Source organism: Marinobacter sp. LQ44, assembly GCF_001447155.2.
Classification (GTDB): Bacteria; Pseudomonadota; Gammaproteobacteria; order Pseudomonadales; family Oleiphilaceae; genus Marinobacter.
The window spans coordinates 4,211,231-4,237,453 of sequence record NZ_CP014754.1 but is presented as its reverse complement, the minus strand read 5'-3'; the positions used below and the strand labels follow the sequence as shown (position 1 = coordinate 4,237,453).

General features: G+C 55.1%; 25 protein-coding genes. 19 read left to right on the top strand and 6 right to left on the bottom strand.

From position 1 onward, the window contains the following. Window positions 1-15: 15 nt before the first annotated feature. Both ASQ50_RS19395 and ASQ50_RS19390 read left to right on the top strand, forming a co-directional pair. Complete coding sequence (locus tag ASQ50_RS19395) at window positions 16-1,191, top strand: cytochrome P450 (RefSeq protein ID WP_058090392.1); 1,176 nt, start codon at window positions 16-18, stop codon at window positions 1,189-1,191. A gap of 68 nt (window positions 1,192-1,259) precedes the next feature. Further along, the gene (locus ASQ50_RS19390; protein ID WP_058090391.1) at window positions 1,260-2,432 is read left to right on the top strand and encodes a trans-sulfuration enzyme family protein; all 1,173 of its coding nucleotides are present in this window, start codon (window positions 1,260-1,262) and stop codon (window positions 2,430-2,432) included. Between the two features lie 68 nt (window positions 2,433-2,500). Here the strand turns inward: ASQ50_RS19390 and ASQ50_RS19385 are convergent, their stop codons facing one another. Next, on the bottom strand, window positions 2,501-3,526 hold the full coding sequence (locus ASQ50_RS19385) for an AraC family transcriptional regulator (RefSeq protein ID WP_058090390.1): 1,026 nt from the start codon (window positions 3,524-3,526) through the stop codon (window positions 2,501-2,503). A 147-nt stretch (window positions 3,527-3,673) separates the two neighbouring features. Between ASQ50_RS19385 and ASQ50_RS19380 the strand changes: the two genes are divergently transcribed. The 5 genes from ASQ50_RS19380 to ASQ50_RS19360 all read left to right on the top strand — a co-directional run bounded on the left by ASQ50_RS19380 (window position 3,674) and on the right by ASQ50_RS19360 (window position 9,144). Then, window positions 3,674-4,552 carry a fatty acid desaturase family protein gene (locus ASQ50_RS19380; RefSeq protein WP_058090389.1) on the top strand — a complete coding sequence of 293 codons (879 nt, stop codon included), beginning with the start codon at window positions 3,674-3,676 and terminating at the stop codon, window positions 4,550-4,552. Window positions 4,553-4,668: 116 nt separating this feature from the next. Next, window positions 4,669-5,046 carry a hypothetical protein gene (locus ASQ50_RS19375; protein ID WP_058090388.1) on the top strand — a complete coding sequence of 126 codons (378 nt, stop codon included), beginning with the start codon at window positions 4,669-4,671 and terminating at the stop codon, window positions 5,044-5,046. Between the two features lie 74 nt (window positions 5,047-5,120). Beyond that, complete coding sequence (secD, locus tag ASQ50_RS19370; protein ID WP_058090387.1) at window positions 5,121-7,427, top strand: protein translocase subunit SecD; 2,307 nt, start codon at window positions 5,121-5,123, stop codon at window positions 7,425-7,427. A 147-nt stretch (window positions 7,428-7,574) separates the two neighbouring features. Continuing rightward, window positions 7,575-7,889: a helix-turn-helix domain-containing protein gene (locus ASQ50_RS19365; protein ID WP_058090386.1), complete on the top strand. Its 315-nt coding sequence runs from the start codon at window positions 7,575-7,577 to the stop codon at window positions 7,887-7,889. Further along, entirely contained in the window at window positions 7,882-9,144 is a 1,263-nt protein-coding gene (locus ASQ50_RS19360) for a type II toxin-antitoxin system HipA family toxin (RefSeq protein WP_058090385.1), read from the top strand. The genes ASQ50_RS19365 and ASQ50_RS19360 overlap by 8 nt, the downstream gene beginning before the upstream one ends. Window positions 9,145-9,204: 60 nt before the next feature. Here the strand turns inward: ASQ50_RS19360 and ASQ50_RS19355 are convergent, their stop codons facing one another. Beyond that, on the bottom strand, window positions 9,205-9,981 hold the full coding sequence (locus ASQ50_RS19355; RefSeq protein WP_227513219.1) for an SDR family oxidoreductase: 777 nt from the start codon (window positions 9,979-9,981) through the stop codon (window positions 9,205-9,207). A 211-nt stretch (window positions 9,982-10,192) separates the two neighbouring features. Between ASQ50_RS19355 and ASQ50_RS19350 the strand changes: the two genes are divergently transcribed. The 3 genes from ASQ50_RS19350 (at window position 10,193) to ASQ50_RS21695 (ending at window position 11,449) form a co-directional block, all read left to right on the top strand. Then, window positions 10,193-10,633, top strand: a complete 441-nt coding sequence (locus ASQ50_RS19350) for a methylglyoxal synthase (RefSeq protein WP_058090384.1) — start codon at window positions 10,193-10,195, stop codon at window positions 10,631-10,633. 75 nt (window positions 10,634-10,708) lie between these two features. Continuing rightward, on the top strand, window positions 10,709-11,323 hold the full coding sequence (locus ASQ50_RS19345) for a hypothetical protein (RefSeq protein WP_058090383.1): 615 nt from the start codon (window positions 10,709-10,711) through the stop codon (window positions 11,321-11,323). After that, window positions 11,324-11,449 (top strand): hypothetical protein, encoded by a 126-nt coding sequence (locus ASQ50_RS21695; RefSeq protein WP_264754026.1) that lies wholly within the window; start codon window positions 11,324-11,326, stop codon window positions 11,447-11,449. It abuts the gene before it with no gap. A gap of 176 nt (window positions 11,450-11,625) precedes the next feature. Here ASQ50_RS21695 and ASQ50_RS19340 read toward each other — a convergent pair whose 3' ends face one another. Both ASQ50_RS19340 and ASQ50_RS19335 read right to left on the bottom strand, forming a co-directional pair. Beyond that, on the bottom strand, window positions 11,626-11,820 hold the full coding sequence (locus ASQ50_RS19340; RefSeq protein WP_058090382.1) for a hypothetical protein: 195 nt from the start codon (window positions 11,818-11,820) through the stop codon (window positions 11,626-11,628). Between the two features lie 103 nt (window positions 11,821-11,923). Beyond that, a complete protein-coding gene (locus ASQ50_RS19335) occupies window positions 11,924-15,775 on the bottom strand; it encodes a DUF3427 domain-containing protein (protein WP_058090381.1) in 3,852 nt (1,283 codons plus the stop codon). Window positions 15,776-16,179: 404 nt separating this feature from the next. Between ASQ50_RS19335 and ASQ50_RS19330 the strand changes: the two genes are divergently transcribed. Continuing rightward, complete coding sequence (locus ASQ50_RS19330) at window positions 16,180-16,809, top strand: HPP family protein (protein WP_058090380.1); 630 nt, start codon at window positions 16,180-16,182, stop codon at window positions 16,807-16,809. Next, on the top strand, window positions 16,803-17,834 hold the full coding sequence (locus ASQ50_RS19325; protein WP_058090379.1) for an NAD(P)H-dependent flavin oxidoreductase: 1,032 nt from the start codon (window positions 16,803-16,805) through the stop codon (window positions 17,832-17,834). Before ASQ50_RS19330 ends, ASQ50_RS19325 begins: the two co-directional genes overlap by 7 nt. Before the next feature lie 46 nt (window positions 17,835-17,880). On the opposite strand, the gene ASQ50_RS19320 is transcribed toward ASQ50_RS19325, so the two are convergent. After that, window positions 17,881-18,801: a hypothetical protein gene (locus tag ASQ50_RS19320; RefSeq protein WP_156510041.1), complete on the bottom strand. Its 921-nt coding sequence runs from the start codon at window positions 18,799-18,801 to the stop codon at window positions 17,881-17,883. 174 nt (window positions 18,802-18,975) lie between these two features. On the opposite strand from ASQ50_RS19320, the gene ASQ50_RS19315 reads away from it, so the two are divergent. Then, entirely contained in the window at window positions 18,976-19,425 is a 450-nt protein-coding gene (locus ASQ50_RS19315) for an acyl-CoA thioesterase (protein ID WP_058090377.1), read from the top strand. Window positions 19,426-19,431: 6 nt separating this feature from the next. Next, complete coding sequence (locus ASQ50_RS19310; protein WP_058090376.1) at window positions 19,432-19,872, top strand: gamma-glutamylcyclotransferase family protein; 441 nt, start codon at window positions 19,432-19,434, stop codon at window positions 19,870-19,872. Window positions 19,873-19,900: 28 nt separating this feature from the next. Here ASQ50_RS19310 and ASQ50_RS19305 read toward each other — a convergent pair whose 3' ends face one another. Further along, a complete protein-coding gene (locus ASQ50_RS19305; RefSeq protein ID WP_058090375.1) occupies window positions 19,901-20,797 on the bottom strand; it encodes a sensor domain-containing diguanylate cyclase in 897 nt (298 codons plus the stop codon). A 271-nt stretch (window positions 20,798-21,068) separates the two neighbouring features. Here ASQ50_RS19305 and ASQ50_RS19300 point away from each other — a divergent pair, with 271 nt between their 5' ends. The 5 genes from ASQ50_RS19300 to ASQ50_RS19280 all read left to right on the top strand — a co-directional run bounded on the left by ASQ50_RS19300 (window position 21,069) and on the right by ASQ50_RS19280 (window position 26,187). Next, complete coding sequence (locus ASQ50_RS19300; RefSeq protein WP_058090374.1) at window positions 21,069-22,352, top strand: sensor histidine kinase; 1,284 nt, start codon at window positions 21,069-21,071, stop codon at window positions 22,350-22,352. Between the two features lie 17 nt (window positions 22,353-22,369). Beyond that, on the top strand, window positions 22,370-22,786 hold the full coding sequence (locus tag ASQ50_RS19295) for a response regulator (protein ID WP_264754025.1): 417 nt from the start codon (window positions 22,370-22,372) through the stop codon (window positions 22,784-22,786). After that, entirely contained in the window at window positions 22,776-24,263 is a 1,488-nt protein-coding gene (locus ASQ50_RS19290; protein ID WP_058090372.1) for a GGDEF domain-containing response regulator, read from the top strand. Before ASQ50_RS19295 ends, ASQ50_RS19290 begins: the two co-directional genes overlap by 11 nt. 99 nt (window positions 24,264-24,362) lie before the next feature. Next, window positions 24,363-25,679 carry an IS1380 family transposase gene (locus ASQ50_RS19285; protein WP_068351601.1) on the top strand — a complete coding sequence of 439 codons (1,317 nt, stop codon included), beginning with the start codon at window positions 24,363-24,365 and terminating at the stop codon, window positions 25,677-25,679. Between the two features lie 232 nt (window positions 25,680-25,911). After that, window positions 25,912-26,187 (top strand): EAL domain-containing protein, encoded by a 276-nt coding sequence (locus ASQ50_RS19280; protein ID WP_082888524.1) that lies wholly within the window; start codon window positions 25,912-25,914, stop codon window positions 26,185-26,187. Window positions 26,188-26,223: the final 36 nt, after the last annotated feature.

The following is a 26,223-nucleotide window of genomic DNA, read 5'->3' as shown; positions in this document are numbered from 1 at the left end:
ATCCAAGGAGGCCGTATGGCAGAACAGCGTCACCAGGACTGGGACCCCAGAGCCAAAGACGTCCAGCAGAATCAGATCCGGGCCTACGATGACATGCGCCAGACCAGCCCGGTGGCCTGGAGTGACTACCAGCAGTGGACGCTGTTCCGCCACGCCGATGTGATGCGTGTTCTGGAAGACCACGACACCTTCAGCAATGCCGTCTCTGCGCATCTTTCCGTGCCCAACGGCATGGACCCGCCCGAGCATACGCCCTACCGCAAGGCCATTGAGCCGTACTTCGCACCGGAGACCATGGCCCGTTTTGAGCCTCAATGCCGGGACATCGCCCGGGCGCTCGTCACTGAGCTGCAAAAGAATCAGCCGGTGGATGTGGTCGACGCCCTGAGCCGCCCATTTGCCCTGCGAATCCAGTGCGCCTTCATGGGCTGGCCCGACAGCCTTCACCAGCCATTGGCGGAGTGGGTAATGAAGAACCACCGGGCAACGCTGGCCCGGAACCACGCTGCCATGGCGGAGGTGGCAGAAGAATTCGACGGCTACATCCGTGAATTGCTGGATAGCCGACGCCAGGCTGGCGAGCAGGCAGCGGATGACGTTACCACCCGGTTGCTGCGCGAACAGGTCAACGGCCAGCCGATGACCGATGAACAGCTGGTCAGCCTGCTCCGTAACTGGACGGTGGGTGAGCTGGCCACCATCTCCGCCAGCATTTCCATCCTGACCAACTACCTGGCGCAGCACCCGGACTTGTTCAACGATCTCAAGGCTGCACCCGAGCAGCTTCCCGAAGCCATTGATGAAATCCTCAGGATGGACGCGCCGCTGATCTCCAACCGGCGCATCACCACCCGCGACGTGGATATCGGCGGTCGCCACATTCCCGCCGGCGAAAAGATCACCCTGCTGTGGGCCTCGGCCAACCGGGATGAGGACATCTTCGGCGACCCGGACAACTTCTGCCCGCACCAGAACGCCCCAAAGAATCTACTCTACGGCGCCGGCATCCACGTATGCCCAGGTGCGCCGTTGGCGAGGATGGAACTGAAAATTTTCATGGAAGAACTGCTAAAGCAAATTACTGGCATAGAAGTGGTCGATAGCGACACCCCTGAGCGGGCCATGTTCCCCACCGGCGGCTTCAACCACCTCCCCCTCCAATTTTTGGGGTCAGACCCCAAGACATTTTGACCGGCTAAATGTAATGTGTGGCGGTATCTGAGTACCGGGGTCTGACCCCAAATTAGACAGGAACGCCCATGACCAAGCCAGATAACCCAGGCCCCGCCACCCGCATCATTCACAACCGCCGCCACGAGGATGCGTTCGGCAGCCCTTATTCACCGGTATACAACACCACCACTTACCGGTTCGAGAACACGGCAGCCTTGCTGGATGTGATTGAGAAGCGCACGGAAGGCAACCTGTACACCCGCTGGGGCACCAACCCAAGCATCAATGAGTTGGAACAGGGCCTGGCCGGGCTGGAGAATGCGGAAGCGGCACTGGCGTTTGCTTCTGGCATGGCAGCCATTTCTGCGACGGTTCTGACCCATGGCCGCAAGGGCATTGTGTGCGTGGGCGATTTGTATGGTGGCACCCAGGAGTTGCTGAAAAACCACTGCATGGCATTGGGTATTGATGTGCAATTCCTGTTCAGGGAAGAGCTGGCTCAACTGGAAAGGCGGTTGGATATGCCGGGGAAGCTGGTGTACTTCGAGACCCCCGCCAACCCGAACCTGGCAATTCTGGATATTCGTGCGATTGCCGACATCGCCCACCGCTGCGGCGCCCTGGTGGCGGTGGACAACACCTTCGCCAGCCCCATTAATCAGCAACCGCTAACACTGGGGGCGGATCTGGTACTGCACAGCGCCAGCAAATATCTGGGCGGCCACAGCGACATCACCGCCGGGGCTCTGATGACCTCAGCCGAACTGGCTAAACCGGTCGCCGCCTGGCGCAAGAACCTCGGCCAGCTGATCGCCCCGGAAACCGCCGCCCTGCTCTCCCGCAGCTTGCGAACCTTGCCGGTACGCATCCGCCAGCACAACGAAAATGCCATGGCGGTGGCCCGGGCCATGGAACAGCACCCGAAAATCACCAAAGTCCACTACCCCGGCCTGCCCTCCTTCGAAGGCCACGAACTGGCCAAACAACAAATGACCGGCTTCGGCGGCATGCTCAGCATTGAAGTGGAAGGCGGCCAGCAAGCAGCCGAACGTGTGGCGGATTCCCTGAAAATCTTCCTCCTGGCCACTAGTCTTGGCGGCGTAGAAAGCCTGGTCAGCCAACCCAGCGCCACCAGCCACCACAGCCTGAGCCGGGAAGAACGCCTGAAACGCGGCATCGGCAACGGCATGCTGCGCCTGTCCGTAGGCCTGGAAGACGCCCAGGACCTGATCGCAGACCTTAACCAGGCCCTGAAATAACCTTTGGGGTCAGACCCCAGAACATTTGAAGGGGTGAAATGTCTTGGGGTCTGACCCCAAAAATGGTTTTAGTCCGGCGTTCTTGGGGTGGCTTTGCGGTATTCGCCGGGGGAGCAGTTCATCCAGCGGCGGAAGGCTCGGGTAAAGCTGGCGGTGTCGGTGTAGCCGAGGTGGATGGCGAGTTCGTCCAGTTTCATGGCGCTGTTCTCGAGCAGCTGCAACGCCAGTTGGCGGCGTTCTTCTTCCAACAGCTTGCGAAAACTGGTGCCCTCCTGGTCCAGCTTGCGCCGGAGACTGCGGGGAGACATGGCCAGGGATCTTGCCACCTCATCCAGCGATGCCACCAGCCCCAGTGGACCGAGTAACTGCTGCCGCACCTGTCCGGCAAAGCCTCCAGATTGCCGCCGCTCAAGTTGCTGACGACATTGATGATCAAGCACTTGCACCAGGTGCGGGTCGAAGGTGGGCAGTGGCCGAACGGCATCGGCCCGCCGGATAACCAGGGCATTGCGCGGCTTGAGAAACGTCAACCTCACGCCGCTCAAATCCTCAAGGCAGGAGGCATAGTCCAAAGGCTCGCCTTTCAGTTCGATCGCCTGCACATCAAACCCTGCCAGGCTCAGCTCTTTGAACAGATTCAGCCCCGTGGCCAGATCCCGCTCCAGCAGAAATTGGCGTAAATGCCGGGGAACATCGTCAGCATCAAACGCAACGCCGAAGTCATCACCCTCCACGAAGGTGTACATCTGGCAGTAGGCGGTGCTGAGCGGCAGGTACCGTAAGGCTAATGCAGTGGCATCCCGCAAGGTACGGCTGGTGCGCAAGGCGAAGCCCCAGATACCGAAGGTCGCCACGTTATACTGCAGGCCAATCCGGAACCCCAGAGCGGGCATGTCTGGCAGCGCCAGAATCAGGTTCTCGATCAGCCGCATTTCCTGGGCGCGGGTAATCAGGCCATCCGCAACCTGCAGGTCTTCTTCAGCAATACCGGTACCCAGCAAGCAGGTCTGACGATCCACACCTTGCCGGGCGGCAAAATTGATCATGACCTGGCTGATGGTGACGGGATGCAGAAGCGTATCGGAGTAAGACATAGCCCGGGAGTATGACCCGCCGTCGCAAACCCGACAAGCGCACAGAGTGCCAAGGCCATTTATGCCTGTTGATTGGCCGAAGCTGCCCTGTCTGAGCTGGCGCGGCGCGTTTACTGTGGGCATTGTCCGAACCAACCGGAGAGCCCGATGACAGAAGACCTGACCACCCTGAACAAGCAGGCCATCGCCGCCGCAAAAAAACACATGGGGGAAGTGGCCTGGCCCACAGTGGCGCTGACCTTTGCCACGGTGGGGGCTTTTGCGCTTACGCTGGCACTTTTCGCCGCCGGGCTGCTACCCGCTTGGGCCGCCACCCTGCTGATCGGCGCGTTGACGTATTTCTCATACACCCCGCTGCACGAGGCCGTTCACAACAACATCCACGGTGAACACGACCAGCTGACCTGGCTCAACCATCTGTGCGGGTATCTGGTTGCGCCGCTGATTGCCGTGCCCTACCAATCTCACCGGTTGGAGCACTTCACCCATCACCGCTACACCAACCAGCCGGATAAAGACCCGGACTTCCTTATCAGCGGCATGGGCAGGGGGCCTTTCAGTGCCCTGCTGACGGTACTCAGGTTCCTGTGGGTGCAGAATACCTTCTTCGCGCGCCAACATTGGGGCAACGCATCGCGTAGAGAACGGGCCATCTACAGTATAGAACTGATGGTATCCATCGGCTGGCGCGCGGTGTTCCTGGCGCTGGTCAGCCAAAGCGGAGCAGCAGTAGTTGTGCTTTTGGGGTATTTGATTGGCGGCGCCTTCACCGCCTACTGGTTCGCCTACCGGCCGCACCTGCCGTACAAAGAGCCCAAGCGCTACCGCAACACCAACAGCCTGATCATGCCCACCGCTATGAAACCGCTGGAATGGTTCTGGCTCGGGCAGAATCTGCACTCAATCCACCACCTGTTTCCCAGAGTGCCCTTCTACCGCTACCACGCCCTGCATCGCGAAATCGAACCGGTCCTGCGGGCCCACGGCACCCCCATCATCGGGATCTTCAACCGCCGCCCGCAGTAATAATTTGGGGTCAGACCCCAGGACATTTGGAGGGGCGAAATGTCTTGGGGTCTGACCCCAACTTGAATCCCGGGGGCATCGCCCCAATAATGAAGAAACCTCCCGGGAATATTTCCATGAACAGAAACCTTGCAACGCAGTTACCGCCCTGGCGCCAGATGGTGTCCGGCTTCGCCGTGGCTGTGTTTACTCTGGTTCTTCTGTGTTCGATCACCCAAGCGCACGCCCAGCCGAGCCCTGCGGGCAAGGTTGTTGTCAATCACCTGGACCATCTGGTGGTTGCCAGCCACAACCCGGCGTTGGCGGTGGCGGAAACCGGCTCAGCGGAAGACGAGCCCCTCATTGATACCCCGGAGCACCTGGCCCGGCTTCTTGGCGCTGTGCTCTGGTCTCAATCCCGCTCTCCGGTGCCGGCAGCCGACTACCGCACCGAGCGGGCAGCGTCCCTCACTGATTTCACCACGCCGCCCCTGCGGGCACCGCCCATCGCGTAATCCCCTGCACAGAACATCACGCAGACCGGCCGTAACGCCCGTCTGACCGCGACCCTGTCTATCAAGGATTACCGATGAAATCATTACGTTCACGAGCCATCGTGTATGGCCTGGTGATTGTGCTCGGGCTGCTGAGCGCAATGCCAAACCTGTTGCCGGCCAGCGTGGCCGACAAGTTCCCGAACTGGTACCTGGAGAACACCCTTGCCCTGGGCCTCGACTTGCAGGGCGGCTCACATCTGCTGCTGGAAGTTGACGCCGCCGAACTGCTCGCCAACAACCCGGGCCAACCGGAAGACCTGCTCCTCAAAGACGCCGTAGAACGCAGCCTGGAAGTAGTACGCAGGCGCCTGGACGAAACCGGCCTGGTGGAGCCCAGCATTACCCGCCAGGGCAAGAACCATATCCTGGTGCAGATGCCCGGCGTGGCCGACCCGGCCCATATCCGGGAGCTGCTGGGCACCACCGCCCAGATGACCTTCCACTGGGTTGCCAGGCCGGATGAAAGCCGGCGCTCCGCTGTTCTCCGGCTAACTGACGCCACCGGCGAACAGGAATACGTGCTGGAGAAGCGGGTAGCCATGCAGGGCGAGCACATCAGCGATGCCCAGATGGCCTTTAACCAGGACACCACCGAACCGGTGGTCAACTTCAAACTCGACTCCGAGGGCACCCGCCTGTTCGGCGACATGACCCGCCAGAACATCGGCCGGCCACTGGCCATTGTGCTGGACAATCACGTGATCACCGCGCCGGTCATTCGCAGCGTGATTGCCGGCGGCAGCGGCGAAATCAGCGGCTCCTTCACCACGGCCGAGGCAAGCAACCTCGCGCTGTTACTGAGAGCCGGCGCCCTGCCCGCACCCTTGCACGTCATCGAAGAACGCACCGTAGGCCCGGACCTCGGCAGCGACGCCATCGCCATGGGCGTGAGCACCGGCCTGCTCGGCGCAGCCCTGGTGATCGCTTTCATGCTTGGTATCTATGGCCGCTGGGGGTTGATCGCCTGTGCCGGATTAGCCGTGAACATCGGCCTGGTTCTGGGATTGCTCAGCATACTCGGGGCCACCCTGACCCTGCCCGGCATTGCTGGCATCATCCTCACCATTGGCATGGCGGTCGATGCCAACATCCTGATCAACGAACGCATCCGGGAGGAATCCCGCAAAGGCAAGGTCGCCTGGATGGCTCTGCGGGAGGGTTTCGGCCGTGCCTACAGCACCATTCTGGACTCTAACGTGACCACCCTGATTGCCGTCAGCCTGCTGTTTATGTTCGGCAGCGGCCCGGTAAAAGGCTTCGCGGTAACCATCGGCATCGGTTTGCTCACCTCCCTGTTCACTGCCGTGGCCTTCAACCGCCTGGTCATGGAATGGTGGATCAAGGGCCGGGAGCGAGAGCCGCTCACCATTGCAGGGTTTGCCTGGCTGGACCGGCTGAGCGAGAGGGGCGTCAACTTCATGAAAGGCCGGGTGCTTGGCCTGGTGCTGTCTGGAGTTCTGTCGATTGCCTCCATCGCCCTGTTTATCCAACCGGGCTTGGATTACGGCGTGGATTTCACCGGCGGCACTCTGGTGGAAGTGCGCGCACCTTCCGTCTCCGTGGATGAGTTGCGAACAACGCTGCAAAGCCAGCAACTGGGCGCTGCCTCCATTCAGGAGTTCGGCCAGGACGGTGATTTCCTGATCCGGCTGCCGGCGGATGCCAGCTCCAACGCAGGCTCCGCCCACCCGGTAGACGCCCTGAAATCCGCTGTCACCAGCCTGCAACCGGATGCCAGCTTCCCGAAAGTGGATGTGGTCGGCCCGAAAGTCAGCGGCGGCTTCAGTGACGCCACCATTCTGGCCATCCTGCTGGCAGGCGCCGGCATGCTGGCCTACCTGTGGATTCGCTTTGAATCCCACTTCGCCCTGGCCGCCACCATCACCATCGCCCTGGACCTCACCAAAACCATCGGCTTCTTCGCCCTGGCCGGTGTGGAATTCAATCTCACCGCCGTGGCCGCCTTGCTGGCACTGATTGGGTATTCCGTGAACGACAAAGTGGTGGTGTTCGACCGAATACGGGAAAACCTGCGGCAAACACCCGATATGCCGATGCTGGACCTGCTCAACCAGAGCATCTCCTCTACCCTTACCCGAACCGTGTTCACCTCGGTGACCACCTTCCTGGCACTGTTGCCCATGGGCATCGCCGGCGGTGCTGCGGTATCCAGCTTCGCCTTGCCCATGCTGCTCGGCATCGTCATCGGCACCAGCTCCTCCGTGTTCATCGCCTCGCCGATCCTCTACTACCTGAGCGAACGTCGATCCCGAAAAGGCCTCGCCCAACTGCGCCCCACCGCCGAGGAAATGCGCAAAGAACTGGAACTGATCCCATAACCTTCGGGGTCAGACCCCCGGACATTTCACCTAACGAAATGTCTTGGGGTCTGACCCCAATTTCCAATTTCGGTTGCAACACAACATAATGCCACTAATATGATTCATTATTGAGAAAATGAAACACCTATGATGCAAGAGTAGACAATGAGCAATTTGCACAAGCAATTGAAACAACGGCGCAAAGCACTCGGCCTGCGCCAACAGGATATGGAGATGCGGATTGGTATGCCTCGCCAACAGTACCAGCGGCTTGAATCCGGCGGCAATACGCGACTAGACACATTGGAACTGGTGGCGAAAGGATTGAATCTCAGGGTTATGCTGATCCCGGAAGACAAGGTACGCGCCGTTGAAGAGTTTCTTGCCGGTAAAACGGAATTACCTACCACGACGGTGCCCGGCACCGGCCACATAGCAGATAATCCATGGCAAGGACTGCTTGGAGACGATGATGACTAAGCCCGCAAGCGCCAGTGTGCTGGAACTTACCCTGCACGAAACGACGGTTGGCTTCCTCACAGGCTTCCGGGATGGCCGTAGCATTCTTACGTTTAGCCCGGAATATAGGGCAACTGCCACGCGCCCTACCTTCAGCCTGATCACCCATCCTGCGTTTCCCGCATCCGAGCAGATCATGGCCTCGCCCTGGGTGCGACGGCAAAGACTCCATCCGGTATTGTCCAACCTACTCCCTGAAGGCTCGCTACGACAGTTTCTGGCTCAGGCACTGAAGGCACACCCAGATAACGAGTTCGAGCTTTTGTCTTGGCTAGGGCAGGATTTGCCCGGCGCTCTGATTGCAACCCCGATGGAGCCAGATGCGGTGCCAACCTATGTGTTAGAGCAAGGACCACAGCCCAGCATCGTAAAGCCGCCAGCGCAGGATGCAAGCAAACGTTTTTCTCTGGCAGGCGTGCAAATGAAGTTCTCAATGCGCGAGCACGATGGCCGTTATCAGATTGCAGAAACCGGTAAACTCGGCGAATGGATTATCAAGACACCCTCCACGACCCACAAACACGTCCCGCTGAATGAATACACCGCCATGCGTCTCGCCGAGATGGCAGGCATCGACATTCCCGAAATCCGACTGGTGCCGTTGGCCCACGTGGACCAACTGCCTCAGATCAACTTACCGAACGAACAACATGCCTTTGCCATCAAACGATTCGACCGGGCCAGTGGCAAGCGCATCCACATGGAAGATTTCGCGCAAATCCTGACCAAATACCCTCACGATAAGTATCACGGCGGGAATTACCAACAAATTGCCCGAATTCTTTATGAGTATTCCACGGATGGCCTGGCTGATGTGCAACAACTGGCCCGAAGGCTTCTGGTTAACATTCTGCTGGCTAACGGAGACGCCCACCTGAAGAACTGGAGCGTGCTCTACGCGGACCAATTCAACCCCCGACTATCTCCGGCCTATGACATCCTGACCACCCGTGTATACATCGAAAACGAGCACGAATTTGCGCTAAACCTGGCTAGGGCCAAAGACTGGTATAACGCTGATATAGCTCAATTCCAGAGCTGGGCAGAAAAATCAGGCATTCCCTGGCGCACCATAAAGCCCCACCTTCAGGACACGCTGGACAGAGCCCGAGCCCAGTGGCCCAAAGCTCTTAAAGAACTCCCCATGATCCCCCAACAGCAGCAGGAACTGGCCCAGCACTGGCAAAGCTTACATACAGATTTCCGAATTGGGTAATCTGGGGTCAGACCCCCGGACATTTCACCCAACGAAATGTCTTGGGGTCTGACCCCAATTTCAGCGGCTGACCAGGAAGTCGGCGAATTTTCGGGTGAGGAAACCGGGCAGGAGTTTGTTGGTGAACCAGAGGCTGCGGGCGCGCCAGCCGGGGATGATCATAAAGCGGCGGCGGTCGATGCCTTTGCGGATTTGCGCCACGGCATCGTCGAGTTGCAAAGTGCCGGCCATCAGCTTCAGAGCTTCCGTCTGCTTTGGGCGATTGAGGCGCTCGGCCTCTACCATCGGGGTTTCCACCTCTGGTGGGCACACCACCGATACATCAACACCCTTGGTTGCCAGTTCGATCCGCAACACCTCGGCCAAGCCAACCACACCATATTTGGACGCACAGTAAGCCGCGTAGCCGTAACAGCCCACCAACCCCGCCATTGAAGCCACGAGAACCAGGTGCGAACCGGCGGCCATATGGGGCAACACGCCAGCCACCACATTTCGGGAACCGATCAGGTTGATGTTGATTACCCGGGCATAGGCGTCGTCATCTATAGCCTCAAAATCCGCAGCAATGGCAATGCCCGCGCAATGAATCACCACATCCGGCCGCCCGCCTTCAGCGGCCTGGGCGAAGGCTGCCCTCACCTCGTCCGGCCTGGTTATGTCCATGGCGAACACCCGTATCCTGTCTGGTCCGGCAATGGTGGCCAGTGCCTTCAATGCCTGTTCAGTTGGCTGAATATCAAACAGAGTAACCGCCGCGCCTGAAGCCAGGTATGTGCGCGCCAGTTGAAGGCCGATACCACTCGCACCGCCGGTTATGTACACCTGTTGTTCCACAATCACACTCCGAATTGTCTTGTTATACCTCCAGCATATCGGCGAAGGCAGTGACACCCCATGCCCCACGCGCCTTTTCAATGACCGGCAGTGGGGCTATTGACCCACCCACCAGCCTGTGCTGCCCGCAACATTTGTCCTATTTCCCGAACCTGCCGATTGTGAAACACTTGACCACTTTCATGGCACAACAAAGGAGCAAACCATCACAATGGCCGTAACATCCGTCGCCCTGGTGGCGCACGACAACAAAAAGAAAGAACTGGTTGAATGGGCGAACGAAAACCGCACCCGCCTTGCGCCGCTGCGTCTATACGCCACCGGCACCACCGGCCGCCTGCTCAAGGAAAGCCTGCAGCGTGACGACCTGCACAGCCTGCTGAGCGGCCCCCTGGGTGGCGACCAGCAAATTGGCGCCAAAATAGCCGAGGGTGAAATCGACTTACTGGTATTCTTCTGGGACCCACTGGAGCCCCAACCCCACGACCCGGACATCAAAGCCCTGCTGCGCATCGCCGCCCTCTGGAACATCCCGGTTGCTTGCAACCGCGCCACCGCAGAGTTCGTGCTGACCTCCGCCTATATGACCGACGACAATCACCGGTCACAAAAGCCGGATTTTTCCGATTACACCGGCCGCAAAGTTCGTTAACAGAAAGTCACAGGCATTTGCGGGATTTGGAACTAGTATTCAGATAAACCTTTACGGGAGTAGAGGGAACACTTGATGTATTCCAGAATCCTTTTGATAGCCACGGCGCTAGCCATCCCCAGCATGGCACCGGCCACCGCCTATGCCGATGGTCACGAGAACAGCATGTACATTGCTGTGATCGACGACATACCCAGCACCACCATGGCGGTGCGGTTGCTGGAGCTTGCCTATCAACGCCTGGGGCTGGAGATGAAAACTCTGGTCGCACCCTCCCGGCGCGCCCTGATGATGGCAGACAACGGCAAGCTGGATGGAGACTTGTTCCGCATTGAAAGCGTGGCGGCTGAGTATCCAAACCTCACGCGGGTTGATTACCCGCTGCTGGAAGGTGGATTATTCGCCGTCGTGCGCGACCCCACCGCGCAAACCATGCCAGAGCCTGGCGAGAAACCGCGTCAAGTGGCCGTGCGACGCGGTATCATCATCGCCGAGCAAACCGCCGAAGCACTTGGCATGGAGCCTTTGCACACCGAAAGCTACGAGCAGATGCACCAACTGCTTGAACGCGGGCGCGTGGAGCTTGCCCTGGTGTCTGACATTGAAGGGCTGTCGCCGCTGGCATCCGACCGCTGGAACCGGTTCGCTGTGTTGCCGGAACCAGTTATTCACTTCAAGCTATACCACTAAGTGAACCGCCGACATGGAAACCTTGCCCGGCAACTGGCGCAGGTATTGGAGGAGCTGGAGTTCGAAGGCGTGAAGGACGACATCCGGGAACGCACGCTGAAGGAACAGGCTGAGGGAGATTGGTGAACGGGCCACCCCGCTGAGGCGGCCCTATACGCCATCAAGAAGCTTTCTTCAGCTTCTTCTTCAGTGACTTGATCTTGGCTTCGTGCTTTTCGATCTTGGCTTTGCGGGCGTTGATCTTTTTCTTCAGGTTTTTCTCAGCTTTCTTCGACATAAATGCCTCCTGGGCATGATCGCGGCTAGTTTTCGGGCTTATGCTGCTTGATAAAGCCACGAATAAACTGCCTGATTTCGCGAGCGGCGCTGGTATCCAGCTCTTCACACAACTCAATGAACTGCTCGCGCTCGGTGCTGCTGATCCGAATTAGCAGCTGGCTATCTTTCTTGTTGGGCTTCACCTTTTTCGGTTTCACCTTTTTGGGACTATCAGTCACTGCGGATACTCCTGGTGAGGATGAAGCTTATGGTTGAAAGATATTTACATTGTATATACGTTTTTGGAGAAAGCAAATTGGGAGTAGCCAGTCTTACATTCAATCAACTCGGAAGTTGAAACAGCACGCTCATCGGCGCGCTACCGGTGTGGCTTTTGTACTCAACTGGACCGTAGTAGGTGAACGGTGCCGATTTGCCGTTACGAAGCTTATTCTCACGAACGAATAGGTGCACAGTCAGCCCTAGCTTCTCGTGATTGATGAGTTCCCTGCCACGCTTGTTTTCCGGGGTCGTTGAATTCTGGCTTTGCCAGTGGAACGTGCTTTCGTCGACCCAATGATCGACATAGCGGTGCTGGCTGGCCTTACCCTGCTTATTCAGGGTTACCAAAAGAATGTGAGCTCCAGCCTCCTTCAAAAAAACATGACCACTCTGCCAGTTCCCCGGGTTAAATTCCGCTCCAAAAAGCGCTGGTATATCCTCTCTCAGCAATTCCTGTCCACGAGCCATCTCAAGCGGCGAGATCACCTCTTTCAGCCTTGCGAAGGTCCTGAACTGCTCTAATAGCTCTGGGGTAACAACGATGTCGTCATAGTCTGGATTCGCAGCTTCCAGCATATACTCACCCTGAGCGGACTTCCGAACAGTCCGAAGCAGGTATTGGGTATCGCCAGCCTCGTCCACTCTTTCGATCGCTAACGTGTTATCGGTGATCTTGCCTGCGGCTCCAGAGCCGATCTGCTCGAGAAGTAGATAGTCACCATCGTGAATGGGGTTCTTGCCACCATTCATGGAATTACCATAGGCTTTCGCGATGAAATGCTTCTCCGGGTTTAATCGACCGTAGCCATTACCCAGAGACCGATATTCCACATCCTCAATCACATCAACCCTGCTGTTTCTGAAGTGGCCACAAGCAATCTTAAGGGTTGGGAAAAATGGAAGCTCCGTGCCTTCGCGCGGCATTGGCACAACATTGCTCTGTTGATCGACTTCCACTTTGGAGCCTTGCCTGGCTTCATAAGATGCAAGTCGATAATCGACCAATTCTTGGACCATCGACTCGAAGATCGTTACCAACGATGCTTTAATCTGGAACGCTGGCTCGAACTGTCCATCCGCAACATGGAACACGGCAGGTGTTTTATTCGTCCAGTGATCCACCGGGTTCTTTTTCCAATATCGCTGCCACTCGCTAGCATCACCATCAAGGTGGCGCACAGACTCAGCCAGTTCAGAAAATAATCGCGGACGACGCTTCAATATTCTCCAGGACTCGGCTGCGAGCGCGGGTAGGCCCACTCCCTTTTCCCAGCCACTTAAAGCCTGAAACCCTTCGAGCAAAACCATTTTGAAGGATTTCGCCATGGAGGTTTTCTCAACCTCCACAAGAAATTCTTCATGAGCAAGCAACAGCGCAACTTCCTCATCAGAAAGGTCGTCCATATCCCTTAACAGACCAAACCAACTTCCATGCTGTTTTCGCGTCTGGGCTATGTTGGCACCGAAATGATAATACTCAGTGAGAGTCGGCCTCCGCCCAAGCGTATCTTTCAGCGCCTGATAGTCCTTCTCTGCCCCCTTCTGATCTAACCCTTTCAGGAACTCAATCACTTCCAAGTCATAATTAACAAAGCAACCATCGGGCAGGTCCAGCCGATTCTCCTCTGCTTTTCGAGCAAAATCGGCAAGCTGGCGCTGATTCATCGACTGCCCCATAAGGGCTTGGGGCTTGTGAAGGAAGCTCTGGTGATTACCCACAAAGTCCAGAATCACCAGCCGATCTTTACCATGGCTCTTGCGCAGGCCCCGGCCGATCTGTTGAAGAAACAGAACCTTCGACTCAGTTGGCCTAAGCAACAAAACCGTATCAATCGCTGGAAGGTCCACACCTTCGTTAAATAGGTCCACAGAGAAGATCACATCGAGGCCACCGGACTCCAGTAGTTCCAACGCTTCACCTCGGGACATTTCTGAATCGCCGTGAACGGCAACGGCTCTGACATTGTTCTTTTGGAAATAGCGAGCCATAAAATCCGCATGTGCGCGGGACACACAGAAGGCCAGTGTGCGGCTTTGCTTATTCTGATTCCAAACTTTCAATGCATGGCGCGCGCGCCCCATGGTGGCAAGTTTGTGGGCGAGCAAGTCAGGATCGAACTTCCCGTTACGCCATGGAATTTCCTGATACTCAACGGTTTCATCGTAGATGCCGTAGTAATGGAATGGGACGAGGAAATTACCCCTTACGCCATTAAATAGCGGGTACTCGTATACCAGGTTGTCGTCACAAAGCGACAGAATATCGGACCGATCAGTTCGGTCAGGTGTCGCTGTCAGCCCCAACAAAAACTGCGGCGCAAAATACTTTAGGAGCCGATGGTAGGTCGGTGCGGCTGCGTGATGAAATTCATCGACCACAATGTAATCGAAATGCTGAGGAGCAAACCGTTCGAGGTGAGACTCTTTCCCTAGCGTTTGAATGGAGGCGCAGAGGATATCGACGGCATGGTCCCGCTGTTTGCCCATATAAAAACCAACACGACTATCTGGCTTAATTCGGACAAATGTCTCGGCTGCCTGGTACAGAATCTCCTCTCGATGCGCCACAAACAGAATCCTGCGCGCACCTACCTGCCTGGCATCAAACGCTGACAACCAAGTCTTACCAAGGCCGGTGGCCAGAACAACAAGGCCTCGTTTATAGCCCTCACCCCTGGTCTCGTCTAGAGCTTTCAACGCCGCCTTTTGGACTTCATTCGGGGTGGGAGGGGCTTCCTGCTCATTACTGCCCGGCGCAACAGGCTGTGGTGGAGGGACTCGCCGTTTCGCATACTCATCAATCCAATGATCTGTAAGCGGTACCACATTGGGGTGGCGGAAAAGTTCCTCGAAACGGCTGACAGCCTCCAGATAGCCCGTTTCTGGCGGGTAATCGATCTGATAGTTCCACTCCAGCCCATCCTGAAGAGCTTGCCGACTGATATTGCTGGAACCAATAAAAGCCCGTCCCCAGTGCTCACGGGTAACGCTGCGCCCGGAAAACAGGTAGGCCTTCATATGAAAACTGCTGCCTTTACTCTCGTAAACGGCAACTTGTGCACCATGATCTTGCAGCAAGGATAGTTTGCGCAATGCTTCCGGGTCAGTTATGTCGAGATAATCACTGGTAAGAATTCTCACCCGCGCTGGCGCAGACTCCCGGCCTTTCTGAATTACATCCAAAAGGTCCGGAAGCAACAGATTTAGGCCCGTGGCTTTCACAAATGCGACAGCCATATCCACCTGATCTGCAGAGCGTATCGCATGGCATAGCTTGGGCAAGAAATGGTGTTGTTTACCGCCTATAGTCAGCCGCTCATGCGCCGAAGGGGCTTTATGGGCAAGTATGTTTAGCCACTGCGCAGCACGCTCGGGCCGCTGATCCTGGGTCCGCCAGAACGTTATCTGCACATCCTTCTCGATGGTTTCAAACCATCGCGCGGCTATCTCTTCGTTTGCATCCGTAAAATGCCGCCCGCCACTTTGACGTTCGCCTTCACCAAACTTGAAGCTGGCATACAGAGTGCCGCCGGGTTTGAGTGCAGACCAGAGATGATTTAGAGCGTTTGGTACTTCCTTCTCGGGAAGGTGCAGCAAACTGGCGCAGGCCCATATGCCGTCGTAAGCATGACGCTCTTCAACATCAAAAAATGACCTGTGTTCAACCGAAAGCCCAGTTTTCTGCCGAGCAAGCGCAGTGATCGCCTGCGATGCATCAAAGGCCGTAACCCGATATCCCTGAAGCTGAAAATGCAAAGCGTCTCGGCCAGAGCCACAGCCCGCATCAAGTATGTGACCACCCTCGGCCACATGAGGAAGGAAGACGCGATAAATGTGATCCATCGAAACATCCAGAGTTGAATCCACAAACGCTTCGGCATTGGTATCGTAATAGCCCAGCGTGTCTGACATAGGTGGTTTCCTTACTACTAATTCGCGCCTTATTTTTATTCGCCAGGTTACCAGGGGGCGATAATTTGTCCAGCCGCGTACTCACAGACTAAATTCCCCAGCCCATGTTCACTGTCCCGCAGACTATCAAACCAGAGCCCCAGAGCACCCTCGCGTCACACCTCCGCCTGAACACGACAGTTTAATAACAGTAGCAACAGGCAACGACTGTGTAGTGGCATTTCATGCCTATATGCAGGCATTTGCCAGTTACGCGTTTGAAACGGGCAGTGCAGCCAAATACTCAATAGTTTATCTACAATACCCTTAACCCATATCGAAAATCCCTGTTTGCCTTGATATTCATCAGTGTTTACCATCGCGCCCCTTTCAATTAATGCACCAAATCAGGGCAAACCAAGATCATGGGACGCAGGAACGAGCAGCTGCGCTGGCAGCTGGCCAAAGGATTGCTGAATGCACTTCATCTGGAACGACTGGCCACGCGGTACAGTCGAACCACGGTTATGGCTGTGTTCAATCTGATCAATGGTGGTTTCAGTATTGCGCTGGTCTCTTTTGTTGCACTTGTCACCCAGGAAGCGTTTATCTTTCCCTCGCTGGGCGCCACCGCCTTTATTCTGTTCTATGTGCCCATGGCCCAACCCGCTTCACCAAGAAACACCCTGTGCGGACACCTCATTGGCGCTCTCACTGGGCTGTTCAGCCTGTACCTGTTCGGTTTGCAGGATCAGCCGTCTGCTTTTATGACGGGTGTCGACTTGCCTCGGGTGGGCGCAGCGGCCCTGTCTCTGGGGCTGGCCAGCTGCCTGATGGTGGTGTTCAGGGTAGCGCACCCACCAGCGGGCGCTACGGCGCTGATCGTTTCCCTGGGGCTGATGCCAGACCCGGCCCAATTACCTATACTGATGGCCGGTGTCGGCTTGCTGCTGGCGCATGCTTTTGTCATGAATCGCTTGGCCGGCATCCCCTACCCGCTGTGGTCCACAGCAACAGCAGGTCCCGTCATGCAGGATAGGAAAACGTCATGCTGAACTTTCTGGGAACAGATTTACCCATCATTCAGGCGCCCATGGCAGGCGTTCAAGACAGCCGGCTGGCGGCAGCGGTTTCCAATGCCGGCGGGCTGGGGTCGCTGCCTTGCGCGATGTTGACCGCGGCTGCACTCAGGGCAGAGCTTGAAGCCTTGAAAGGGAGCACAAACCGGCCATTCAACCTGAATTTCTTTGCCCACACTCCACCAGAACCTGATACCTCAGCGGAAAAGTCGTGGCGGGCGGCGCTAGCGCCCTACTATCGGGAATACGGGTTGGACGAAGGCGTTATTAACAATGGCCCCGGGCGGCAACCCTTCAACGCCGAGATGGCTGCCATTGTGGAGGAATTCCAGCCAGCCGTTGTGAGCTTCCATTTTGGCCTGCCGGCGCCCGAGTTGCTGCAACGGGTCAAAGCTGCTGGCGCCACGGTGCTGTCATCGGCTACCACGGTAGAAGAAGCCCTTTGGCTGGAACGTAACGGCGCCGACGGCATTATTGCCCAGGGGCTTGAGGCCGGTGGCCACCGGGGCATTTTCCTGACAAAGGACATGAGCACGCAGATGGGAACGTTTGCCCTTTTACCCCAGGTGGTTGCTGCGGTGAGCGTGCCGGTTATTGCGGCCGGCGGCATTGCGAATGCCGAGGGCGTAAAAGCCGCACTGGCGCTAGGGGCAATCGCGGCCCAGGTGGGCACGGCTTTCATGCTGTGCCCGGAGGCGACCACCCGGGCTGTGCATCGCGAGGCGTTAAAGAGCGACGCGGCCCGGCACACGGCCATCACTAATCTGTTCTCCGGGGGGCCGGCAAGAGGCATTATGAACCGGGTGATGCGAGAGCTGGGGCCGATATCAGCCCTCGCTCCCGCTTTCCCATTGGCCACCAACGCCATAGCACCATTGCGAGCGGCCGCCGAGGCAAAAGGCTCCGGGGATTTCTCGCCTTTATGGTGTGGGCAGAATGCCGCTGGTTGTACCGAGGTTTCGGCGGCGGCGCTGGTTAGGCGTTTGGCCGGGGATTTTTGAGAATCAAGGGGGTGAAGACATAGCCTTCACCCCGAGGAGATCGGATTTAGGGAATAAAGCCGATGGCGCTGCAGTCGTCAGAGCTGTCTACGATCTGACCGTCAACTCTGATTTGCACTGCGTCGCCAGTTCCTTCAGTGCTCGTGCCAAAAAGAATCTCCGCCACACCATTGCTGGCTACCCGGAGAATGCCTGAGGCCGGGCAAGCTTCGCCATTGTTAATTTTTACAACCTGGGGAGTCGATAGCTGGATATAGCCACCAATGGCAGAGCCTATCAGCTTACCTTTGGTTGTGAAATCCAAGGTGACGTCATTACCCTCCAGTCGGGTCTCGGCGTCGGTGATGGCAACGTACAGATCACCAACTTTAAACTCAAACACACTGGCGGTATCGATAAACCTGATGGAGTTTCCTGTTTTGGAATAATCGAAGTCAGCCCGCCCCCTCAGGTTGATCTGATCGGAAGTCGATAGTCGCATGCCTTCGATCCCATAGGTTTCAAAACCATCAAGAACGAAATCTGCATCCTCGTCACCGCTAAAACTGGCAACAAATCGATAGTCACCACTGAGGCTAACGCTGCCGAGCACTTGAGTGTTGATGACACAATCCTGCAATAACCATTTCTCATCAATCCTGCCATCAGCACTCTCATCAGTCACAGTGGCAGTGCCACCTTGCTCACAGTTGATCGTGCTTGATGAGCCTGTGTGTTGAGCTTCAATGCTTTCCATCACCTCAAGGATCAGTTCCTGCCCCGTATCAATATCATCTTGTAAGCCCAGAATGCCGCTAACATCCGACTCCTGACCAACCTCAACCGTTTGCTCCGCCAGATTATCGTTATCCAGAGTCAGGTCTGGTCCGCCAGAACCGCCGCCTCCGCCGCCTCCGCCACAGGCCGCCAATAAGGTAACGCTGGATAACACTGCCAAGCCACGCACACCTTTCCTTAAAGCAATCATGATTATTCCCTTTTGTACAATCACACCAACACTTTGTGTCTCGTCGGGTTAATGCCTTAGCCCGCTACTTGCCTCTACATTCAAGCACAGTTCGGAGACCGCTTTACAATAATGGGCCACATCGTCAAGTATGGAAAGCTGAACTGACCAATAAATACTTGAAAAGGAGTCTTCATGCCTGAACAGCCTTTCCGTTTCCGCTTCCGGGTGCGCTACGGCGAATGCGATGCCCAGGGCGTGGTGTTCAATGCCCGCTATGCGGATTTCGTGGATATTGCCGTGAATGAGTATGTCCGCACGCTGTTTGGTGATTACCAGCACCTGCTTGATCAGGATCTGGACATTCAGGTGGTCAGCCTGACGGTGAACTGGAAAGCGCCAGCGAAGTTTGACGATGTGCTGGAAGCCCGCATCAAGGCCGGGCGGCTGGGGAATACGTCGTTCACCCTGCACCTTGAATTCTTCCGGCACGGTGACGGGCAGTCTATCGCCGATGCAGACATCACCTACGTGGTTATTCAGCCGTCGAAGATGGCCAAGGTCGTCATTCCAGACAGCCTGCGAGACAAGCTGCAAACCGGTGCGCCCGGTGTGCTTATAAGCCATGCCGGAGAGACTGCGTAGCGATCTATGAGAAAATCGATCAAACGCTCCCTGGCGCTATTTATGGCACTGCTGATGGTGGGTGTGGCCTACCTTTGGCTGACCTTTGTCAGCAGTTTTGGCTACAACCCAACGGCGGAGCTGCCTGCGATCGACGAAGACAAAACCTATTCGGTGTTTGTGTACGGCACCCTCACCCGGCCCTGGGTGCGTTGGCTGGTAATGGGGCGCGCTGGCAGCAGTGAGCCCGCCGGATTACCTGGATTCCGAAAGGAAAAACTCGACTTGAAGCCAGACCCAGAAGCCGTGACACAGGGTGAAGTGATTGAAGTGAGCGCCGGCGAGCTCAGGGCACTGGACAGGTACGAACGACTGGGCGTGCGCTACGAAAGGGTGGAGTTAACACTGCAGGATGGCCGATCAGCCTGGGTGTACAGGCTGATGGAGCCGGTACTTACAGAGTTCTGAGACATCGCTCTGTATTCGTTCCAACTGCCTAGATCATATCCTGCGACACTACACGGTTTCGACCTGTCTGTTTACCAGCGTAAAGCGCTTGATCTGCGCGCCTGAACAGCGTTTCAACAGAGTGGTCTGATGCATCTAGTGTGGCAACACCTACCGTAACGGAAACTCTTAACTCGTCATCTTCACAAGCGATCTTTGAAGCTGAGATGAGCCCACAGAGCCGCTTGCCTATCGATACCGCTTCCGTGAGAAGGGTATTCGGGAGGATAATCGCGAATTCCTCGCCGCCAATACGGAAACCGATATCAGACGGGCGAAGACTGTCACGAATCGCCGCAGAGCACTCGATCAAAACTCTGTCACCCGCCGCGTGGCCAAATAAGTCATTGACTGTCTTAAAATGATCAAAATCGAACAGCAGTAAAGAAGCCGGCATTCCTGATCTCTTGAAGTTCGAAAACTGTGATTTGAGCTGAGACTGAAAGTGCTTGCGGTTGTAGAACTCGGTCATTTCATCCGTCAGCGAGTCACGGAGAAGGCGCTCTTCAAGTTTCCGCTGGTAAGAAATATCCCTCACTATAGCCAAGGCTGCACGTCGCCCATCCAGTCTGATGGGACTAATCATGATATCGACTGGCAACTCGCTACCATCAGACAACAAACCGGTATAGTAGCCTCCGGCCCCCATGGGACGAACGAGGGGGTCATGTAGATAATCCTGCACATAGGTTTCGTGAGCCTCTCGATGACGCTCAGGAATGAGAAGGGTCAAATCTGAGCCAACCAACTGCCCACGAGGGTAGCCAAACATTTCACAAGCACCGGTGTTGGCCAATACTATTTTAAGCTTGGAATCTACAATCAGAACGGGATCTTGCAACGCATTAATGAAAGGATGCAGGTTGTCAGGAGTCGTATCAAACATCAGGTCGCCAACTTTTTGTCGCAGGTTACATTTTATACGAATCATTCAACGACAGGTAACAGCACCAAAAATAATAGAACTTGGGCCCCAAATGACACCCTCAGCCAGTCAACCATTAAGGAATAAAAACATAAACATCTGATATTTCTAGACAAAACGAATAAAACCAAAAAAGTTACTTTCGGCTAAACGCTAATTATTGAGCTAAACTATCTGATGCAACCTGCACCTACCAACTTGGTTGGCCCACAAAATTGCGGATAGAAGCTGAATGAAAAACCATGCTCAGGGCTTAAATGACTGGTTCGATCTGACCTTTATTGGACACGGGCACTGCTACCTTTGGCGTGCTGATCTGGTGCTTCTCCACTCGGTGTCTGACGCCCTCATAGCGGCGGCCTACTTCACAATCCCTTTCGCACTGTATGTGCTGATGAAAAAGAGAAAAGACCTGGAGTACAAATGGATGTTTGTACTTTTTGCCATCTTCATTTTTGCTTGTGGCGCCACCCATGTGTTTGCCATCTGGAACATATGGAACGGACACTATTACCTCTCCGGCGCTGTAAAAGCCTTAACAGCCGTCGTATCCGTGGCCACAGCCATTCTGGTTTGGCCTTTAATTCCAAAGGTACTGGCACTACCCCGCCCTATGGAACTTCAGCAAGCTAACATCGATTTGAAGTCGGAAATCGCCTTGAGAAGAAGCTCTGAAGCGAACCTTCTCAGCACTAAAAATGAGCTTCAGAGGCATTTAGCTGAGCTTCTTGAAGTCAAGAAACGACTCGAAACTGAAATCGCTCACCGGAAAATGGCCGAAGAAAGAGAAAAAGCCAAAGCAATTGCACTTAGGGCGTCAAACGAAGAGCTAGAGCAGTTTGCATTTGTGGCTTCTCACGACCTGAGGGAGCCTCTCAGAAAGCTGTTGTCTTTCACCCAGTTACTGATGTCCGGAAAGTACGGGAACTTTGATCAGAGAGGCGAGCAGTTCGTGTCCTACATCCGAGACGCGGCGACACGGATGGAGACTCTTATCAACAGCCTGCTCGCATATAGTCGTGTAACAACACAAAATAGTGAGCACGAGTATGTTTTAGTGAATGAACTATTCGAAGAGACCGAGCGTGACCTGCAGCTACGCATCGAAGAGAGCCACGCAACTATTCACAAAGAAATAACGGGGGAAATCAAGGGCAACAAAGCCCAGCTACGGCAACTCGCCCAGAACCTCGTCAGTAACGCTTTAAAGTATCGGTCGCCAGACGCGTCCCCGGTGATCACCATCAAAGGAGGCGCCATATCTGACGATACCTATCGTCTGACAGTCTCAGACAACGGCATAGGTTTCGATCCCCAGTACAAAGACCAAATTTTTGAGGTCTTTAAGCGCCTGCATGGACGGAGTGAATACGAAGGTACTGGCATGGGGCTGGCGATCTGCAAAAAGGTTGTCGAACGTCATGGAGGCATAATCACGGCCGACAGTGAGGTGGGCAAAGGCTCGACATTCCAGATTGACCTTCCACTATCTAAGAGCAAGCGAGGGAATTTATGAGACCCATAACGATTTTGATGGCAGATGATGACCCGGAAGACCGGGAACTCACAAAAGAAGCATTCCGGGAGAGCAAATCTGTTAATCCTCTATATTTTGTTGAGAACGGCGAGGAGTTAATGAATTATCTTTACAGGACGCACCCGTATAATGACAAAGACCATCCTTTTCCGGATCTGATCCTACTTGATTTGAACATGCCAAAGCTGGATGGACAGGAATGCTTGAAGCGCATAAAAAAAGATCCCGAACTTAGGCATATCCCTATCTTAGTTCTTACGACATCAAACAGGGAAGAGGAAGTTTTTCGAAGCTATGACCTAGGGGCAAGCTCCTTCATTACAAAGCCAGTCGATTTTGAAAAGCTGATTAGTGAGGTAAAGGTTATCAACAACTATTGGTGTTCCATTGTGGAGTTGCCAAATGCAAAGTAACAATATAAGGGTTGTCATCGTTGATGATGATGATGGTGATTTTTTAATTCTGGAAACACTTTTACGTGATTCAAAACGGTTCCTTTTTGAAATTGATCACGTAAAAAGTTTTCAGCATGCGAGATCACTAATTACCGATAACAAAACCGATATATTTTTACTCGACTACTTCCTAGGTGCCAATACCGCTATAGAATTGATTAAAGAGGCTTCTCTACTTCACATCTGCCAGCCAATCGTCGTATTAACAGGGGCAGATTCTGACCTGATTGATAACGAGGTCATGAATTTGGGTGCTGCAGATTTCATTCCTAAAAATGAGCTTTCTACGACGTTGCTTGATCGCACCATTGACCACGCGCTCAAGCACAAAAATGCCGAAATAAAACTCGAGCGACTGGCGAAACGTGACCATCTCACCGGCCTCGGTAACCGATTGTTATTTGAGGAAATGTTGGAAGCGGCGCTGGCCCGGGCTGAACGCAAGAATACGAAACTTGCGGTACTTTTCTTGGACCTTGATCGATTCAAAGAAATCAACGATCTATTGGGGCATCCAACCGGTGATTTGCTTCTGAATCTGATTGCAGACCGTATAAAGAAAGTTATACGCGACTCGGATTTCGCCGCCAGAATTGGTGGCGATGAATTCACAATACTCGTTGATGATATAAACAGCTATGAGGATGCTGTCTGCGTCGCCAAAAAGATATTAGAAGCCATAGCTCCGCCAACTGCCATCCGGGGCCATGAACTAAGCATATCCGCAAGCATTGGCATATCAATGTACCCTGAGAATGGAAAAACCCCAATCAAACTAATGCAAAAAGCGGATATTGCACTTTATGAGGCAAAACGGCATGGCGTAAACCAGTTACAATGTTTTACTTCCAAACTCCAAAAGCAGCTCGAAGATAATATAAGGATCGAGAAAGGGCTGCGTAGCGCCCTCGATAATAATATGTTTGAGCTATACCTTCAGCCCAAATGGAATCTTCATGATCGTAAAATCATAGGTTTTGAGGGATTGCTTCGATGGGTCCAGGAAAATAAGGATGCTCAGCGTGTCGTATCGCCAGGAGAATTTATCCCAGTCGCAGAGAGAACCGGGCTCATTATCCCCATAGGCCAATGGGTCGCTAGGGAGGCCTGTAAAATACTAAGCGAATGGCGTAACCAAGGTATTACTGGTTTTTCGATTGCGATAAATGTATCGCCACTCCAGGTTGTTGGCGGCAGCTTCGTCAAATTTCTTCAAGACACCTTACGCGAGAATGGTATCGATCCGAGCCTATTGGAAATAGAGGTCACAGAAGAGGTAGTGATGGACATTAACCCAGACGACAACGCAGCAATCGATCAGCTTGAACAAATAAGCGCTCTGGGCGTAAAAATCTCAATTGATGATTTCGGCACCGGGTATTCCTCACTTAAGTATTTACGACACTTCCCTGCAAACTATCTCCTGAATCCGTGACTTCATTCAGCCCAAGCGCTGCCCAAAGCCTGCAATAATAAGGCTTAGAGCGATATAATAGCACCTGACATCCATTCACCCAGTCAGTGCTTTCGGCTCATGCGCACTTTCACTCTCCAACAATCCCGAACCGAAGTCTATACACCCAACGGCGGGCTGGCCTTGGTCGGTCATTGTCTGAACCGGCATACATCGCTTACCAAGACTGCCCGCACCGTCGCCAAGCGGCACGGCATTCCGAACATCGAACTGATCCGGACCTACCTGGGCCTGATCACGCTGGGCAAGAGTGACTTCGAGGCGGCCGAGCCAGTGCGAACAGACCCATTTTTCAAGTCTGCGCTGGGCATCAAGCAATCGCCATCCTCGGCCCGGTTGCGCCAGCGATTTGATGAAGATGCTCAAGGCCTGACGCCCCTGCTGGATGATGCCAGCGTCGAGTTTCTTCAGTCCGTCGAGGCCCCGGTGTCACCTCTGGCGATGGGCCACGTTGCGCTGGATATGGATGTCTTTCCCATGGACAACAGCCAGACCCATAAGGAGGGTGTCAGCTACACCTACAAGGGCTACGACGGTTATGCACCGCTGGCCGCCTACCTGGGGCAGGAAGGCTGGTGCCTGGGTTGCGAGCTGCGCCCTGGCAGCCAGCACGCCAACAAGGGATTTCTCGACACCCTAAAACGGGTGTTACCCCGGGCTCGATCAATGACGGATAAGCCCATTTTGTTGCGTCTGGACAGCGCACACGATGCCCGTGCCAATCGCGATTTCCTGCGCGAGCAGGACCAGGTCGACTTCCTGATCAAATGGAACCCTCGTAAAGAGGATCCGCTCGTCTGGGCGGACAAGGCCCAGGCCCGAAAAGCCTGGTCACTGGAACGCGATGGCAAGATGGAAGCGGTTCTGTCAGAAACGATTCTGGACGAGCCCGGTCTGCGTCGCATCGTGAAGATCACCGTTCGTACCAGCGATGCCGAGGGCCAGCTGTATCTCGAACCGGAAGTCAGCCTCGAAGGCTGGGTGACTTCATTGCCGGCCGAAGTAGCCGACGAGCAACACACCATGGCGCTGTACAGCGATCACGCCACCAGTGAGCAGTTCCACAGCGAGTTCAAGACCGACCTGAATCTGGAACGACTGCCGTCCGGGAAATTCGACACCAACAACCTGATCATGGCCTTCGCAACGATGGGGTACAACGTGCTGCGCTGGATGGGCCTGAGACTGACCGGCCCGGATGCGCCGGTGCGCCATCCGGCCAAACGTCGCCGCCTGAGAACCGTGATGCAGGAAATCATGACCATGGCCTGCCGCCTGGTGCACAGCGGCCGGCAATGGATACTGAGATTTGGCCGACACTGTCCAGGCTTTACGGTTTACCGCGACCTTTATCGGGGCCTTGCTTCCTCTGGATAGGCCAACTCAACCACTGGAAAAAAACAATCATCCCGGAATCCTCTGCCGGGGCAGCCCGCTATTGCCTGAATGCTGCCTTCTGGTTGTTTATTGACCAACCCAGGGCCGTCGCCCGCTTCCGGCCTCAGCTTCCCGGCCCTCAAAAACCAGCATTTCACCAGATTCCCGTTCAAGTTGGCACTTGGGGCCACCTGACGGGTATGTTGGCAAGCGGAGTCACTGATTCAGGTATCTGAAAATCGACAAGAGCTTTGTGTCAATCAATGGCCAGGACTCACTGGTGGAACCGGCGATTTGCCACGCAGTCATTACGATGGCCCAGTCATTGGGCATGCAAGTAATCGCCGAAGGCATTGAGACTGGTGAGCAATTAGAGTCTCTTGCCGAAATGAGCTGCAGTCATGGCCAAGGCTATATGATAGCCAAACCGATGCCCTCCGAATCAGCCTTGGCGTTTGCCTTAAATCACAACAACGCCACCATTATCGCTGATGATCACGCTTCATAGATCGAACATATCCAGCCGATTACTGGCACCTCGAGC

Coding starts and splice junctions, on each gene's coding strand:
- ASQ50_RS19300 (WP_058090374.1), top strand. CDS start 21,069: ATGAAAAACCATGCTCAGGGCTTAAATGACTGGTTCGATCTGACCTTT.
- ASQ50_RS19385 (WP_058090390.1), bottom strand. CDS start 3,526: ATGTCTTACTCCGATACGCTTCTGCATCCCGTCACCATCAGCCAGGTC.
- ASQ50_RS19310 (WP_058090376.1), top strand. CDS start 19,432: ATGAGAAAATCGATCAAACGCTCCCTGGCGCTATTTATGGCACTGCTG.
- ASQ50_RS19325 (WP_058090379.1), top strand. CDS start 16,803: ATGCTGAACTTTCTGGGAACAGATTTACCCATCATTCAGGCGCCCATG.
- ASQ50_RS19345 (WP_058090383.1), top strand. CDS start 10,709: ATGTATTCCAGAATCCTTTTGATAGCCACGGCGCTAGCCATCCCCAGC.
- ASQ50_RS19375 (WP_058090388.1), top strand. CDS start 4,669: ATGAACAGAAACCTTGCAACGCAGTTACCGCCCTGGCGCCAGATGGTG.
- ASQ50_RS19365 (WP_058090386.1), top strand. CDS start 7,575: ATGAGCAATTTGCACAAGCAATTGAAACAACGGCGCAAAGCACTCGGC.
- ASQ50_RS19320 (WP_156510041.1), bottom strand. CDS start 18,801: ATGATTGCTTTAAGGAAAGGTGTGCGTGGCTTGGCAGTGTTATCCAGC.
- ASQ50_RS19360 (WP_058090385.1), top strand. CDS start 7,882: ATGACTAAGCCCGCAAGCGCCAGTGTGCTGGAACTTACCCTGCACGAA.
- ASQ50_RS19305 (WP_058090375.1), bottom strand. CDS start 20,797: ATGTTTGATACGACTCCTGACAACCTGCATCCTTTCATTAATGCGTTG.
- ASQ50_RS19290 (WP_058090372.1), top strand. CDS start 22,776: ATGCAAAGTAACAATATAAGGGTTGTCATCGTTGATGATGATGATGGT.
- ASQ50_RS19380 (WP_058090389.1), top strand. CDS start 3,674: ATGACAGAAGACCTGACCACCCTGAACAAGCAGGCCATCGCCGCCGCA.
- secD (WP_058090387.1), top strand. CDS start 5,121: ATGAAATCATTACGTTCACGAGCCATCGTGTATGGCCTGGTGATTGTG.
- ASQ50_RS19335 (WP_058090381.1), bottom strand. CDS start 15,775: ATGTCAGACACGCTGGGCTATTACGATACCAATGCCGAAGCGTTTGTG.
- ASQ50_RS19295 (WP_264754025.1), top strand. CDS start 22,370: ATGGCAGATGATGACCCGGAAGACCGGGAACTCACAAAAGAAGCATTC.
- ASQ50_RS19315 (WP_058090377.1), top strand. CDS start 18,976: ATGCCTGAACAGCCTTTCCGTTTCCGCTTCCGGGTGCGCTACGGCGAA.
- ASQ50_RS19330 (WP_058090380.1), top strand. CDS start 16,180: ATGGGACGCAGGAACGAGCAGCTGCGCTGGCAGCTGGCCAAAGGATTG.
- ASQ50_RS19285 (WP_068351601.1), top strand. CDS start 24,363: ATGCGCACTTTCACTCTCCAACAATCCCGAACCGAAGTCTATACACCC.
- ASQ50_RS19350 (WP_058090384.1), top strand. CDS start 10,193: ATGGCCGTAACATCCGTCGCCCTGGTGGCGCACGACAACAAAAAGAAA.
- ASQ50_RS19395 (WP_058090392.1), top strand. CDS start 16: ATGGCAGAACAGCGTCACCAGGACTGGGACCCCAGAGCCAAAGACGTC.
- ASQ50_RS19390 (WP_058090391.1), top strand. CDS start 1,260: ATGACCAAGCCAGATAACCCAGGCCCCGCCACCCGCATCATTCACAAC.